This window comes from Methylophilus aquaticus (assembly GCF_030769565.1).
Lineage (GTDB): Bacteria > Pseudomonadota > Gammaproteobacteria > Burkholderiales > Methylophilaceae > Methylophilus > Methylophilus aquaticus.
The window spans coordinates 67,670-83,141 of sequence record NZ_JAVCAP010000012.1 but is presented as its reverse complement, the minus strand read 5'-3'; the positions used below and the strand labels follow the sequence as shown (position 1 = coordinate 83,141).

Here is a 15,472-nt window from a genome sequence, read left to right as displayed (position 1 = left end):
GAATCATTGAATAGGGAAGAAAAATGAAGAAATCAACATTGGTATTAGCTGTCTTGTCTGCGTTACCTTATCTTGCATGGGCAGAGCATGGCGGCACTGAGCATCTGGATGAAGTGCGCGTTACTGCCGAGAAAAAGAAAACTTCACTCACGCAGCCTGATATTGAAACAGCCAAGGAAAACTTATCCAAAACAGCGGGGGGTACGACCGTGGTGGATATGGCGACCGTACGTGAAGGGCGCACAAGCAACATGCAGGATACACTGGGCATGGCGACCGGTGTCTTGGCACAATCACGTTTCGGTGCCGAAGAAACCCGCTTGTCGATTCGTGGCTCTGGCGTGCAACGCACTTTTCATGGACGAGGCTTAAAACTGATGCAAGATGGCATGCCGACCAATCTGGCTGATGGTGGCTTTGACTTTCCGGCCATTGACCCGATGGCAACGGATTACATTGAAGTGTATCGCGGTGCCAATGCTTTGCAATATGGGTCAAGCAACTTAGGCGGCAGTATCAACTTTATTTCCAGAACCGGCTACAACGCACCTGCATTAGAAGTACGCTCTGAAGGCGGTAGTTACGGATACTATAGGCTTGGCGTGAGTACCGGTGGTGTCAAAGATGATGTTGATTATTTTGTCACAGCCAGCAAGTATGGCACCAGCAGTTTCCGTGATAATGCACAGCAAAGTGCTGACCGGCTGACCGGGAATGTGGGCGTCAAGATCAGTGATCATGTTGAAACCCGTTTTTATTTCGGCTATACCAACAACGACTCACAATTGCCAAGTGCATTAACAAAGTCACAGTTAAAAACAGACCCCAAGCTATCCACTGTCACTGGTGGGCCGCTTGCGGGGCAAGGGATCAATGAACGCGACATTAACGTCACCCGAGTGTCAAACAAAACCACGATTCTGTTTGATCAGAGCAGACTGGAGTTAGGCGCCTTTTATTCCAGAAAAAGTTTGTTCCATCCGATTGTCGACCTATTCGTCTTTGGTAACGACACCTTGGGCGTGATTGATCAGCAATCTGATGATTATGGCTTATCCGCACGCTGGATCAAGGAGGGTGAGCTGTTTGGCCTCAAAAACGAGTTTATTGCAGGCATGACGCCGACTTATGGGCACACCGATGCGAAGAACTTCCGTAATGTGAATGCACGGCGCGGTGCAAAAATAAATGATTACGACCAAAAAGCGAGCAATTTCGAGGTGTATGCAGAAGACAGGTTGAGCCTGGATGCACAGTGGACAGTGATTGCCGGACTACAATATACGCGCTCAAAACGTGACTCCAAAGACCAGATGATTACCTCTACTGGTGACCAGAGCTTTAACGCAGACTACCACCAGACTAGCCCAAAACTTGGCGTGTTATACCAGTTGCAACCGAATGTTCAGTTGTTTGCGAATGCTTCCCGTAGCTTTGAGCCACCAAGCTTTGGTGAGTTGAATGTGGCTGTAGCGGGCACCCTGAAAGCGCAGCGAGGGACCACTTACGAAATTGGAACCAGAGGGAACGGTGAGTATGTCGATTGGGATATTGCGCTCTATTACGCGCGTTTGCAGGACGAGTTACTTGCATTAGGCAATGTGGCAAGTCCTTCCACCATTAATGCAGACAGAACCATACACAAGGGTCTTGAGTTCGGTCTGACCGGGCGTTTACCGTATGATTTGCAATGGCGCTCCAGCTTGCTGATTAACAATTTTAAACTCGATGGCGATGCGCTATTTGGTAATAACCGGTTGCCAGGCATTCAACGCTCATTATTGAGAGCAGAGTTGGTTTATCGTGGCAGTGATGTGCTCGAAAACTTTTACATCGGCCCGACCATTGAGTGGTCTCCGCAGAGATACAACGTAGACTTTGCGGAAACACTTTATGCTGATAGTTACTTTCTGTGGGGGATGAAAGCTGGGCAAAAAATTAACCAACACTGGTCTTGGTTTATTGAAGGTCGTAATCTCTCTAACCAAAAATATGCAGCAACGACCGGTATTTCAGGTCGGTGGAATGGAACGGATGCATTGTTTTATCCTGGCGATGGCCGCACCGCTTACCTCGGCGTGACCTGGACGTATTAACCATTGTTACCGGGGGCGGTGCTCCCGGTTTTTTGGAGTGTGTTGTGAATAATTGGATCAAGTTAACGGTGTGTTCGTTGGTGTTGTGGTGGTCAGCGACGTTATTACATGCACACGCTTCTGCGGCAGAAGATGTGCACTCTGTCGCTACAGAAATGCATGAAACCTGGGATAAACCCAATATACCGCTAATTTTGCCGGTGATCGTGATTCATCAAGGCATGGCAATTGCTGACTGGATTCAAGGCGATAAAGGCGGACGTGCTTTGTTGAAGTATCATTCTGCCCATCAGCATTGGCATACCTTGCTTTGCGGTGGCGCGGAGTTGACATCCTCCAGGCATTTGGAGGCGGCCGGGATGTCTGCGGCCGATGCACAGGCACTCGCGGCCTTGCTGCAAAGCCAAGAGCAGGGGTTGGCGGAGGATCAACGTCAGCGGATAGACAGTTTTAAAGGCCTGGTGAAGTTTAGCAAGGGCAAACCAGTTTCATCGACAGTGCATGACCAGCACGGAGAAATGCATGGCCATTAATTCATCTATTAAAAACCACTGGTTATTCTGGCACCGGTGGATAGGCATTGTTGCCTGTATCGGGTTGGTGTTATGGGGATTGTCTGGCGCGTCTCACCCCATCATGAGTCGCTTGCAGCCTGCACCCAAGCAGTTTATGCCGCCACTGGCACCAGTGGATTTAAGTCATGCGGTCGCTTTGCCTGCACTGTTGCAACAGCATGGCATCACCCGATTTGAGCACATTAGTCTGGTGCAACTGGACGGCCAAGGCTATTACCGTGTCTCAGTGCCTGATGCTGCGCCCAGATACTTCTCTGTCGCTAGCGGGGAAGTGCGCAACGATGCAGAACATGCGCTGGCCATCAGTCTGGCCAATTACTATACCGGCCTTGGTGGACAGCCGATTGCTGCGGTGCAGGCGATGCATACTTTTGAGCCTGATTATCACCCGGTGAATCGCCTGTTGCCGGTCTGGCGTGTCGCCTATCAGCGAGAGGACGGCTTGCGCGCCTATGTGGATGTTGAGCAATCCAGATTGGCGACTTTGGTGGATGATCGTCGTGCGCTATTCACCAAGGTGTTCCAGTTTGGTCACAACTGGTCATTTCTGCAAGCATGCAGTCTGCTGCAACTGGCCGTCGCAAGCTTGGTGCTGATCTTGATCCTGGCCTCGGCCGTGACCGGAGTGGTGCTCTACATCAAGCAACGCAACACAGCGCCTTACCGATTAAAACGCTGGGGCATGCAGTGGTGGCATCGACAGTTCGGTTTGTGGGTTTCCTTGCTGGTTTTATTGCTGGCCAGCAGCGGCCTGTTCCATTTGTGGATGTCGGATATTCAGCAGCGCAGACCCGTCGTGCATACCAGCTTCACCAGTGACAGTTCGGCATTGAGCGCACATGCGTGGGCTGCACTGGCAACCGGTCGGGTATTAAAACTCGATATTTACGGCCGGGAAAAAACGCTATTCTGGCAAATTATTCCAGCATCCGCCGGAGTTTCTAACCTGCCTTCTGCACAGGTGGCAGCCTTGCATCAGCATCACGCCGCAGATAGGCATCCGTCTCAGGAACCAGCGCTATGGCTGAGCAGAAACAACACAACAGTCGCTCTGACGCCAGTGAGTTTTGCTTCTGCATGGCTTGAGACTTTGGGGTCAAACACCGTTTTTGATGTGCAAGGTGTTAACTGGGTCACTGCGTTTGCCAACGAATATGGTTTTATTTTTAAACGCTTGCCCGTACTTAGGGTGCAAACCACGCAAGCCAACCATCAGCGCTTTTATCTGGAGCCAGCCACTGGCGTACTTGCGGCCAGTATCAATGATAGCGATGGTCTGGAAGGCTTTGTGTTTGCCTATCTGCACAAATGGAGCTTCGACTCTGTGAGCAAAGAGTTTCGCGATGTGTTTGAAATTCTTGCTGCACTGTTGATCAGTGCAACCGGGCTGATCGGGGCTTACCTCTTTATCAAGAAGCGTTAGGTTGTTAGCCGACGCACATGCCCTGCCGGGCATGTGCGTTATGAGGTCGCGTAGACCTTGTCAATAAAGTAACTGGTGCGTTGTTTTCTGCGCAGGATACTTTGCTGAATGGCTGTCAGCTGATCGGCTTTAATGCATTGCGTGATATTGATCTCCATCGATTCACGCATATCAATAATCAGCCCGTCTTCATCATCATTATCGTTAATCAGTTGCACAAACGGCCGCAACGGTTGTTGCGGGTTGGTGGACAATACGGTCGCCAGTCTCTGGTCAGACAGGCGAATAATGCTGCCGGGCGGGTAGATGCCCAGACATTTGATAAAGCGGCGCAGGATGCTCTGGTCAAACAGATGGCGCTGCTGTGCAAACATCAATGACAAGGCCTCATAGGGTGATTTTGCCAGCGCGGGATTCGGGTTTGACGGATTGCACAGATTGTCATACATGTTGGCGATGATCAGGATGTGCGAGAGCGCATCAATCTGTTCGCATTTCAATCCTTTGGGGTAGCCGCTACCATCCGCAAATTCGTGATGTTGTGCAATCAGTGTCAGCATTTTTTTGGGTACCGGCAGGTCTTTGAGCATGCCCAAACCCAAGATGACATGGGTCTTGAAAATGGAGGTTTCGCGCTCTGACCAAGGGTCTCTTTTCAGCAGAATCTTGTCGCTGATCTGGCGCTTGCCTATGTCATGTAAAATAGCTGCCATGCCCAAAATTACTGCATCCTCTTCACTGACTTGCATGGTTTTTGCCAGCATCATGCTGAGTACCAGAATGTTTAACTCATGCTGATAGTGCTGGTCACCAATACGATGACCATTCATGGCATGCATGGCAATATCACTCTCGGTCAGCGTATTGCTCACGAGGTCGCTCACCAATGTGGAGGCAATCTGATAGGCCTGATCCGGGTGCTCGACTGAAAGCTTTTGAATACTCCTGACATCCGTACTGGTTTGAATGAATTTTTGTTCACTTTCGTGAATCGCTTGTTTGAATAATTGCTGTTTTTGCTGGGTCGGTGTCAGGCTCGGGCTATCGTTGATAACTTCAGTATTTGCATGACTTGCTTTTTTTAGTGGAAACTCAACCACATTATTACTTTGTGCCGGAGTTGTACTGCTTCGTCTGGGGTCGTAACGCACCTGCTTTAACCCGAGTGACTTGATGGTTTCAATTTGCGCGTCATCCGTGAGTTTGAAGTTGCTGACCGAAAAAGGATGGTCCATCCAGCCCAAATCGAGATGGATGTAAAGCCCCACACGCAATTGTGAGGTCTCTATGTAAAAAGTGTCTGAGGCTTGACTAGGCATGGCGTTTTATTTTTCTTTGATTGTTTAACTCAAGTAGCTGCAAAAATGCATCGGCGCTGACCGGATAGGCGTACAAGTAGCCTTGTGCGGTCTGGCAACCCAGGCGTTGTAAAAATTTTTCCTGTTCTTCTGTTTCGACTCCTTCGGCCACCACGGTAAACCCGAGCTGGGTCGCCATGGCATAAATTGCACTGGTAATGGCCGCATCATCCTTGTCATCAGGCAGGTCCTTGACAAAGCTGCGGTCAATTTTTATTTGGTCTAATGGTAAGCGTTTCAAGTGTGACAGCGATGAATAACCGGTGCCAAAATCATCAATCGCAATGCTGACGCCAAGCTGTTTGAGCTGGTTGAACGTATTCACCACATGCTGCGTATGCTGCATTAATGTACTTTCGGTAATTTCCAGTTCCACAATAGACGGGTCACAGTTGCTATCCACCAGGACGCCATATACTGTATCTGCAAACTGGCTCTTCATGATCTGTACGCCAGACACATTGATCGCAATTTTCTTGAACTCCGGGTGCAGATGGTGCCATTCATTGGCTTGGCTCACCGCTTGTGTAAGCGCCCACTCACCAATGCTCAGGATCAGCCCGGTTTCTTCGGCCAGCGGAATAAATTTGCCGGGTGGAATCAGCCCTTGGGTGGGGTGTTGCCAGCGTATCAGTGCCTCGGCGCCTACAATCAGGCCGGTATTCAGGTCAATTTGTGCCTGGTAGAACACACGTAATTGCTGACGGCTCAATGCCTGGCGTAATTCAGTTTCCATCTGGAAGTGCTCGACTGCATCGCGACTCAATGAAGCGTCATAAAACAAGTGATGGTTTTTGCCATTGTTTTTGACCTGATACATGGCCAGATCGGCTGCCTTGATCAGGCTTTCAACATCCGTTCCGTCTTGCGGATACATAGAAATGCCGATACTTGCACCCACAAAAATCTCATGTGCATCAATCATGAATTCCCGTTTGAGCGCCAGCAATATGTCTTGCGCTTTATGGGCGGCATCTTCTTTGTCGTGGATATTCTCCAGCAGCACGATAAACTCGTCCCCGCCCAGACGTCCCACAATGTCAGACTCACGCAAAGAGGTGCGAATGCGGTCAGTCACCCCCAACAATAGCTGGTCTCCGGCATAGTGGCCGAGGCTGTCATTAATATTCTTGAAACGGTCAAGATCGATAAAGAGGACCGCCGACTGTTGCTGGTTGCGATTGGCCCGTTGAATGGCGTGGTTAAACAACTGACTTATCAGCCTGCGGTTTGGTAGGCCAGTGAGCGGATCATGATTGACCAGTGCATTCAATTGATGTTGCGAGCGTTTGATCTCGCTGATATCGGCAAATACCCCCACGTAATTGGTGATGGTATTGGCATGATTGCGCACAGCGGTAATCGTCATCCATTCGGTGTAGGTTTCACCATTTTTACGGTAATTCTCGATCTCGCCTGTCCATTTGCCATGGCGTTTTAATGCGCCAAAAAAACCGCGTGGACGCTGCCTGAAAATTTGTGGCTTGGTGCCCAGCACTTCGGCTTCATCGTAACCTGTGATCAGGGTGTAGCCCTGATTGATGCCAACCAGTTCACCCGCCGGGTTCACAATCATAATACCTTCGGTGGTGCTGTCGAAAGCAATCTTTGCCAGCTTGAGATGACCGCCGGTTTGTTCTCGATCAATGGCCACACTGAGTGTGCGGCCTATGGCCATCAGCGAACCAAGCTCTTGCGAACTGGTATTTTCTGCATCAAAGCAACGCTCGATTACAATCGAGCCCCACCATTCATGGTCAATCATCAACGGCACAATGACCATGTTGACGGTGTCATGTGATTTGAGCAGAAAACGTTCATCTTCAGGGAGAGTGTTGGCCTCACACATGACTGGCTGTCCTTTGGACAGCAGCGTATGCCAGCGTTGCAAATGCGGTGAGGTGAATGAAACTTTTTCCCAATGGTCATAAGTCGGGTGAAACCCGTTCATCGCCCAATGATAAATGGCTTGCGATCGCATTTCCTGCCGCTCGCGGCCATTGACCATATGGTGCTGTAGTAACACAGCTCGGCTAAAGCGGAATGACAGGCAACACTGCTGCAAGACATTCTCGGCGACATTTTGCCAGCGTTCGGCAGAATGCAGCATCCAGTCACAGGAGATCAGGGTATCCAGCACTGCACTACGGTTATACAGCTGGGTTTCAATGAATTTTTGCTCACTGACATCCCTGGCGACTGTAATTAAGTGGCTGGGTTGTTCATGGCGGTCAAAATGAGCCACTTTACGCACTTCCAGCGTTTTGTAGCCACCCTCCGGCAAATGCACCAGCTCTTCATTACGGTATGCCTGGCGTGTATGCCATACCTCCTGATCCGACTTTTCGTGATGTTCAAAGCTGTTGCGAAAAACCGGGTGCAAGGCATTGGCGATTTGCAGGTTGTTTTGAAACTCAAAGTCATGCGCATCAATCTGAAAAGTATTCAGCATGCGCTGGTTTGCCATGATCCAGCGGTTGTCAGGATCCTTAATTGAGATCAGATCCGGGCTCATTTCAATCAAAGATTGCACAACCGAATGCATATGCAACAACTGTTCGGTGAGGTTTTTTTCTTCTTCCTGCAAGATCAAACCAATAGCGCGTCGTTGTTGTTGCGGGTAAAACAGGCGACATTTGAAATGTCGCGTCAAGCCTGAACTCTGTATAGAAACAGAGACTTCAGCTGTTTGTTTACGCATCGCTTGCACCAGCGACTGGCGCAGATTTTTTGGCAGAACTACCGGGTGTTCTATATGTGTGGACAGATCCAGTGACGTGATCGCAACCGCATTGGCAGCCAGGCATTGTGCGCGACGGTTAATCGCGAGCATGGGCATGTCAGGCATGGCTGTGGCCAGCGGCCGTAACCATGCTGTACTATGATGATCAAAATGAGGTTGCATTGACATAATCGGTATGTTTTGTCCGGCTTGTAATCGTTGTGCGGATAGTTGAGTTAACGGCGGCAGAGCCAATGAACTTTAGTCTCGTGTTCAAATCAATTGTAATAAATTTATTGTGATCAGACGGTCAAAAGGAGGGGTAGTGCGTGCTTGGTTGGTGAAGGGGTTGCTGCTTCTCGGTTGTTGGGCAGTCTGTGTGTCTGCTCAAGAGACCCATGCTGAGCAGGCAACAAGTCTTGCAGTCAGCGTTGCCAGCGATGCACAAGGCAGACTCTTACAAGTGCAAGTCAGGCAAGGGCAGGTATGGTTGTCCGTCAGCGAAGATGCTGGAAAGCATTTCTCACCACCAGTGGCTGTGAATGGGAGCCAGATGAACATTGTCGCAGACGGAGAGATCAGGCCCAAAGTAGCCGTGGCTGCCAACGGTAATATTTATGTGTCCTGGAGTGAGGCATTAAAAAAACCTTTTGTCGGGGCGATCTGGTTTGCCCGCTCGCTCAATGGTGGAAAAAGCTTTGAACCTGCGTATATCGTGCATCAGGATAAACAGGAGAGCATGCACCGCCATGATGAATTGCAGATTGCCGCTGATGGCACACTGACATTATTCTGGGTCGATATGCGCGATGCGCTGGCCGCTCGAGCTGTGGGAAAGCCTTATGACGGTGCGGCAATTTATTACGTAGTATCTACTGATATGGGCAAGCACTTTTTAGCTGCGCAGAAGTTGGCAGACAACAGTTGCGATTGCTGTCGTATCGCCACGGCGAGTAAACCCGATGGTACGGTCGCTGTGTTGTGGCGGCATGTATTTGCGGGTGGTGAGCGAGATCATGCCATGGCAGAAATAAAACCTGGAACCAAGCCCGTGCTGGTGCGCGCAAGCTATGGACACTGGAAAATGAATGGCTGCCCGCAGCATGGTGCTGCATTGGCCATGGGTGAAGGCTTTGGTTACCATTTGGCCTACTTTGATGGTGCGGGCGATCGTCCAGGCTTGCGTATTGCCCGCATGGATGGCGAGGCCTGGGTGACTTCGCCCCCTAAACGTTTTGGAGACAACCGGAAAAATGCCGGGTATCCCGCTTTGTATAGTCTGGGCGATAAGGTTTGGCTGGCCTGGCGCGAACAGGGCAGCAATGGCATGGAAATCTTGAGTATGGCTTCACTGGATGGTGGAAAAACGTGGAACTCGCCCAGTGTGATGTTACGAGGGGCGGGCAAGCTGGATTATCCGTTTTGGCTGAGCTTGCAGGGGCAAGTCGTCCTTGTCATCAACACGGCTGAAAGAGGTTTACAGGTATTGCCATTCACCTCTCTGCCATAGGCCGTCCATTTCGCTCATGCAAGGCTTTGTCGGTTACTATGCTTAAAGGGCACCTCTAATAATTCAAATTCCGTTGCGATAGTGCGTTGTGCATGAAAAATTTCTCCTTGCATATCCACTAGATGCGGCGTCTAAATTTTTTAATCGCGCCAAGGCTGCTTAGCGATTTGAATGAATACAGGCGCCCTAAAGCGGGGTTAGGTGTTCACCTCTTATTTTCCCGGATGAATTTGATGTATATCTATTGAAAAAGCAAAAACCCGCCGCATTATAGGGGTATCCAGCCGCTTGATGTGGCTTTACTCACACAATGAAAGGGTTTGCCATGCGTTTTGATAAACTCACTACCAAATTTCAACAGGCACTGGCCGATGCACAGAGCATGGCAGTCGGTGCTGATCATCCTACCATTGAGGCTGCACATTTATTATTGGCGATGCTCAATCAGGAAGAATCTGGCGTGTCTGCCTTGCTCTCACGCGCAGGGGTACAGGTGCCTGCACTCAAGACCGGGTTGACTCAAGCCATTGCTGGTCTGCCCAAGATCAGTGAAAACGCGGGTGAGGTCAGCGTTTCGCGCGATTTGAATAATCTGCTCAATATCACCGACAAACATGCTCAAAAACATGGTGACACCTACATTGCCAGCGAAATGTTTTTGCTCGCACTGGCAGAAGACAAGGGCGAAACCGGCAAACTGCTCAAACAGCATGGTTTGAATAAGTCTGCACTGGAAAAAACAGTTCAGGCCGTGCGTGGTACTGACGCTGTGCACAATCAGGAAGCGGAAGGGCAGCGTGAGGCATTGAAAAAATACACACTTGATCTCACCGAGCGTGCCCGTGCGGGGAAACTGGACCCGGTGATTGGTCGCGATGATGAAATCCGTCGCGCGATTCAGGTGCTGCAACGCCGAACCAAAAATAACCCAGTGCTGATCGGTGAACCTGGTGTCGGTAAAACTGCGATTGTCGAAGGGCTGGCGCAGCGCATCGTCAATGGCGAAGTGCCTGACTCACTCAAAAATAAAAAAGTCTTGAGTCTGGATATGGCCGCCTTGCTTGCCGGTGCCAAATATCGTGGCGAGTTTGAAGAGCGGCTGAAAGCAGTGCTCAAAGAGTTGGCGCAGGACGAAGGCCAGACTATTGTGTTTATTGATGAAATTCATACCATGGTGGGTGCCGGTAAGTCTGAAGGCGCCATGGATGCAGGCAATATGCTGAAACCCGCGTTGGCACGCGGTGAGTTGCATTGCGTTGGTGCCACCACACTGGATGAATACCGCAAATATATCGAGAAAGATGCCGCACTGGAGCGCCGCTTCCAGAAAGTGCTGGTGGATGAACCGAGTGTGGAAGCCACCATTGCCATTTTACGTGGCTTGCAGGAAAAATATGAATTGCACCACGGCGTGGAAATTACCGATCCGGCTATTGTGGCGGCGGCAGAATTGTCCAACCGGTATATCACTGACCGTTTTTTGCCGGATAAAGCGATTGACCTGATTGATGAAGCGGCCTCGCGTATCAAAATGGAAATCGATTCCAAGCCGGAAGTCATGGATAAGCTGGACAGGCGCCTGATCCAGTTGAAAATTGAACGTGAAGCGGTGCGTCGCGAAAAAGACGAGGGCAGCAAAAAACGCTTTGAGCTCATCGAGGAAGAAATTTCCAGACTGGAAAAAGAGTATGCCGATCTCGAGGATATCTGGAAGGCAGAAAAAGCAGCTGTGCAAGGTTCTGCCGGGGTCAAAGAGGCCATAGAAAAAATCAAGCTTGAGATGGAAACCGCCACGCGTGAAGGCAACTGGCAAAGAGTCTCGGAGTTGCAGTATGGCAAATTGCCGCAGCTGGAAGCCCAGCTCAAACAGGCCTCCAGTGCAGAGGTGACGGGGACGATGAAGCATAAAATGTTGCGCACTGAAGTGGGGGCCGACGAGATTGCCGAAGTCGTCAGCCGTGCCACCGGTATCCCGGTCAGCAAAATGATGACAGGCGAGCGCGAAAAACTGTTGCATATGGAAGACAAGCTGCATCAGCGCGTGGTGGGGCAGGATGAGGCCGTGCGACTAGTATCAGATGCCATTCGCCGTTCGCGTTCAGGCTTGAGTGACCCTAATCGTCCCTATGGCAGCTTTTTGTTTCTGGGCCCTACCGGTGTCGGTAAAACTGAGCTGTGCAAGGCATTGGCAGGCTTTCTGTTTGATTCCGAGGAGCATTTGATTCGCGTCGATATGAGCGAATTTATGGAGAAGCACTCTGTGTCGCGCTTGATTGGCGCGCCTCCGGGCTATGTCGGCTACGAAGAAGGCGGTACGCTGACTGAAGCCGTGCGGCGTAAACCTTATTCGGTGATATTGCTGGATGAGGTTGAAAAAGCCCATCCGGATGTATTTAACGTGTTGTTGCAGGTGCTGGATGATGGTCGGCTGACCGATGGTCAGGGTCGCACTGTAGACTTTAAGAATACAGTGATTATCATGACCTCGAACCTGGGAAGCCAGATGATACAAAGTATGGCGGATCAGGATTACCAGGTGATCAAACTGGCGGTGATGGGCGAAGTTAAAACCCACTTCCGCCCGGAGTTTATCAACCGGATTGATGAAGTTGTGGTGTTCCATGCATTGGGTGAGGCACATGTGAAATCGATTGCCAGTATCCAGTTACAATTGCTGGCCAACCGACTGGTCGCGATGGATATGCAGCTCGACGTTACAGAGGCTGCCCTGGCTGAAATTGCAAACGCCGGGTTTGATCCGGTCTATGGTGCACGTCCGCTCAAACGGGCGATCCAGAGTGAAATTGAAAACCCGTTGGCCAGAGAAATTCTGGCTGGGCAGTTTGCAGCCAAAGATACCATTCGTGTGGATTTTCAAGGCGGTAGAATGCAATTTCAAAAGGTCTGAGAGGGGCCAGTTCAAACGGGTATCGAACCTTCAGCCTGACTCAGGGTCACACTTGGTGTGGCCCTTTTTTAATGGCAGGGTGTAGAATGGAAGCATGATGAAGCGTGTGAACTTGTTACTCATATTAGGTGTTGCGCTGGTGATTTCCAGCCTCGGCGGCTGTGCTACGCAACCCCCACAGCCGGTGCAGATTGACCGTATTTCTCCGGAACAACTGGCTGCGCTGGTGCCGCCTGCACAGTCCACACTCAGCTTGCAGGAAATTGTCAGCATGCGCAAACAGGGCAAGCCTGATAGCGAGATTATTGAGGCGATCAAACAGTCACAATCTCGTTATGCGCTCTCTGCCTCTGAAGTGCTGGAGTGGCATCAAAAGGGCATTTCTAAAGGCGTGCTGGATTACATGCAGCAAGCCAATGCATTGGCTACGCAAAATGCGATTGCCGATGAAATCAACAAGCGGGAAAAAGCGCGTGCCGAAGCTGAAGTCAAGCTCAAGCGTGAGCGTGACATGGCCCGTTTACGCAGTATGGATCCCTGGTTTTATGGTGGCCCCGGTTTTTATGGCGGGCCTTGGGGTTACCGTCCTTACTGGGGAGGGGGTATGGGGTGGCGGTACTGGTAGCCCGCAATTTATTACAGATGGCATCAACGGTATAATTCTGGTTTAGCTTAGGAGCCCGTGATGCGACAACACCATGAAACATTACAGATCAGTGCGCAAGGGCGCCGATTGTATGACATCACCCCGCAAGTGTCGCAGTGGGTGCAAGAAACCGGCCTGCATAGCGGCCTGCTCACGCTGTATATACAGCATACTTCAGCAAGTTTACTGATTAATGAAAACTACGACCGCGATGTGCTGGTGGATATGGAGGCTTTTTTTAATCGCCTGGTACCGGATGGGGATGACTTGTTTATCCACACGGTTGAAGGCCCTGATGATATGCCGGCCCATGTGCGTTCAGCACTCACCCAGACCAGCCTGTCCATCCCTGTGATTGATGGCCGTGTGGCCCTGGGGCAATGGCAGGGCATTTTCCTGTTTGAACATCGACATCAACCCGCACGTCGACGGGTATTGATGCATGTGATTGGTGAGTAGCACTCATCAATGGTAATTAAAATCATAACGACGTGTTAAAGGAGATACTTTATGAAATGGATGACTTTGCTTTTTACAAGCCTGCTGGCTTTGTTTCTCACTGCGTGTGGTGAACAAGAAAAAACGACCCCGGAAGTCAGTCCGGAAGATTCCGCTGTGACCGCGCCCGCAGCCGAGGCCCCTGCACCCGCTGCAAAGTCCGGTGGTGGCGGTTATGAGCCATCTGACAGTGAGCGTGTACCCGGCATTACCATGACGCAAGAAGAGCTCGACAAGATTTATGCCGAGACCCGGGCAACCACGCCGATGCCGCAGATTCCTGAAGAGGCTAATTAAGGTTCATCCGGTCGACGCCATAAGAAAGCCTGTCATTTGACAGGCTTTTTTGTGCTGCTAGCCTAGCGTACACTGCTCCATTGCAAGGGGTCAAACGGAATGCTGTTGCGGCGAAGCTCATAATACACGCCGTTCTCCGCATTGCCGCCGCTGTTCCCCACTGCTGCAATCGTATCCCCCGCTTTGACCGCTTGACCTGAGGATTTATACAAGGCTTCATTGTTGCCATACAGACTCATATAGCCGTTGCCATGATCAATCACAATCAGGTTGCCGAAGCCCCGCATCCAGTCGGCAAAGACCACTTCGCCCCCTGCGACAGATTTTACTTCGCTGCCTTCTCTGGCACGGATAAACAGACCTTTCCAGCTCACGCCTGTATCGGCGCGGGCACTGCCAAACCGGTTAATCACCTCGCCACGCACAGGCAGGCGCAGGCGTCCACGCAGTTGTGCAAAATTTTCTTTTTGGGCATTGTATTCTGGCAGTGTTTCGTTTTTGGCAATCACCGTACTGTTTTGCGTATTGCCTGCGTTGTCATCGACCTTGCTTTCTGGCGCATGTTCGAACGTGCGGCCCGCCGATTTTTTCTTTTTGGATAACTCGGCAGCACGTTTGGCGGCCGCTTCTTTTTGCTGTCTGGCACGCGCATCCTGCTCGCGTTTTTTAGCAGCTGCCACCAGTTTCTGAAACAGTTGGGATAATGCTTCTTCATCCTTTTTCAGGCGCACCAGTTGTTGCTCCTGGGTCTCGATTTGTTTGGAAAGTTGCGAGAGGGCTACTGATCGCTGGGTTTTCTCTTGCTCAAGCTTTTGCGTGGTTTGGTTATATTGTCTGGCCAGTGCATCTGTTTCCTGTACTTGCTCCGCCGTCTCGGCTCGCACACGGCTGATGGCCTCCTGATTGACTTGCAATGACTGAATCTGGCTTTGATGGGCTGCGGTCAAATAACCGAGATATTTGAGATTACGTGCAGCGTCTGCCGGGTCTTGCTGTTGTAACAAGAGCTGCAAGGCCCCGGTGTTGCCATGCCTGTATTGCTGGTTGAGCTGCTGGCTGATGGCTTGTTGTTGTTTACCCACCTCACGGTGCAGTTGCGACATCTGCTTTTGCAGAGCGCTCAAATGCTCGCGGTTGCGTTGCTGCGCCTCTTGAATATCACGTAATTTTTTGCGCGATTCACTGATCGCAGACTCAGAGGCCTTGAGCGCGTCATGCGCATCCTGCTTGGCTACCCGTGAGGCGCTAATGGCATTCGACAGTTGCTGAATTTTTTCTTTGATCTGATCGAGGTCCCCTTTTGCTGTTTCTGCTTTATCAGTTTTTGCTGCCTGGGCTGAAAGTGGCATGCCCGCACTATGCAGGATGCACAAGGCCATGAGGCCTATGCGGGCACTCCATCGTGTTAATGGTTTGGGCAATGCGTAAAACTCAGACAT

General features: G+C 50.7%; 11 protein-coding genes. 8 read left to right on the top strand and 3 right to left on the bottom strand.

The features are described 5' to 3' along the window. Positions 1 to 23: 23 nt before the first annotated feature. The 3 genes from Q9291_RS05860 to Q9291_RS05850 are packed head-to-tail and all read left to right on the top strand — an operon-like array spanning position 24 to position 4,094. Positions 24 to 2,096 carry a TonB-dependent receptor family protein gene (locus Q9291_RS05860; RefSeq protein WP_306389092.1) on the top strand — a complete coding sequence of 691 codons (2,073 nt, stop codon included), beginning with the start codon at positions 24 to 26 and terminating at the stop codon, positions 2,094 to 2,096. Positions 2,097 to 2,140: 44 nt separating this feature from the next. Beyond that, a complete protein-coding gene (locus tag Q9291_RS05855; RefSeq protein WP_306389091.1) occupies positions 2,141 to 2,629 on the top strand; it encodes a copper uptake system-associated protein in 489 nt (162 codons plus the stop codon). Next, positions 2,619 to 4,094 carry a PepSY domain-containing protein gene (locus Q9291_RS05850; RefSeq protein WP_306389090.1) on the top strand — a complete coding sequence of 492 codons (1,476 nt, stop codon included), beginning with the start codon at positions 2,619 to 2,621 and terminating at the stop codon, positions 4,092 to 4,094. Before Q9291_RS05855 ends, Q9291_RS05850 begins: the two co-directional genes overlap by 11 nt. 38 nt (positions 4,095 to 4,132) lie before the next feature. Here Q9291_RS05850 and Q9291_RS05845 read toward each other — a convergent pair whose 3' ends face one another. Together Q9291_RS05845 and Q9291_RS05840 are read right to left on the bottom strand one after the other, a co-directional pair. Then, positions 4,133 to 5,413, bottom strand: coding sequence for a cyclic di-GMP phosphodiesterase (locus tag Q9291_RS05845; RefSeq protein ID WP_306389089.1), 1,281 nt, complete (start codon positions 5,411 to 5,413; stop codon positions 4,133 to 4,135). Beyond that, complete coding sequence (locus Q9291_RS05840; RefSeq protein ID WP_306389088.1) at positions 5,406 to 8,363, bottom strand: EAL domain-containing protein; 2,958 nt, start codon at positions 8,361 to 8,363, stop codon at positions 5,406 to 5,408. The genes Q9291_RS05845 and Q9291_RS05840 overlap by 8 nt, the downstream gene beginning before the upstream one ends. 136 nt (positions 8,364 to 8,499) lie before the next feature. Here Q9291_RS05840 and Q9291_RS05835 point away from each other — a divergent pair, with 136 nt between their 5' ends. The 5 genes from Q9291_RS05835 (at position 8,500) to Q9291_RS05815 (ending at position 14,033) form a co-directional block, all read left to right on the top strand. After that, positions 8,500 to 9,684: a sialidase family protein gene (locus Q9291_RS05835; RefSeq protein WP_306389087.1), complete on the top strand. Its 1,185-nt coding sequence runs from the start codon at positions 8,500 to 8,502 to the stop codon at positions 9,682 to 9,684. A 325-nt stretch (positions 9,685 to 10,009) separates the two neighbouring features. Beyond that, positions 10,010 to 12,592, top strand: a complete 2,583-nt coding sequence (clpB, locus tag Q9291_RS05830; RefSeq protein ID WP_306389086.1) for an ATP-dependent chaperone ClpB — start codon at positions 10,010 to 10,012, stop codon at positions 12,590 to 12,592. Positions 12,593 to 12,686: 94 nt separating this feature from the next. Then, positions 12,687 to 13,217, top strand: coding sequence for a hypothetical protein (locus Q9291_RS05825; protein WP_306389085.1), 531 nt, complete (start codon positions 12,687 to 12,689; stop codon positions 13,215 to 13,217). A 60-nt stretch (positions 13,218 to 13,277) separates the two neighbouring features. Then, positions 13,278 to 13,697: a secondary thiamine-phosphate synthase enzyme YjbQ gene (locus Q9291_RS05820; RefSeq protein WP_306389084.1), complete on the top strand. Its 420-nt coding sequence runs from the start codon at positions 13,278 to 13,280 to the stop codon at positions 13,695 to 13,697. Between the two features lie 51 nt (positions 13,698 to 13,748). Continuing rightward, positions 13,749 to 14,033 (top strand): hypothetical protein, encoded by a 285-nt coding sequence (locus tag Q9291_RS05815; protein WP_306389083.1) that lies wholly within the window; start codon positions 13,749 to 13,751, stop codon positions 14,031 to 14,033. Positions 14,034 to 14,095: 62 nt separating this feature from the next. Here Q9291_RS05815 and Q9291_RS05810 read toward each other — a convergent pair whose 3' ends face one another. Next, positions 14,096 to 15,472 (bottom strand): murein hydrolase activator EnvC family protein, encoded by a 1,377-nt coding sequence (locus Q9291_RS05810; protein WP_306389082.1) that lies wholly within the window; start codon positions 15,470 to 15,472, stop codon positions 14,096 to 14,098.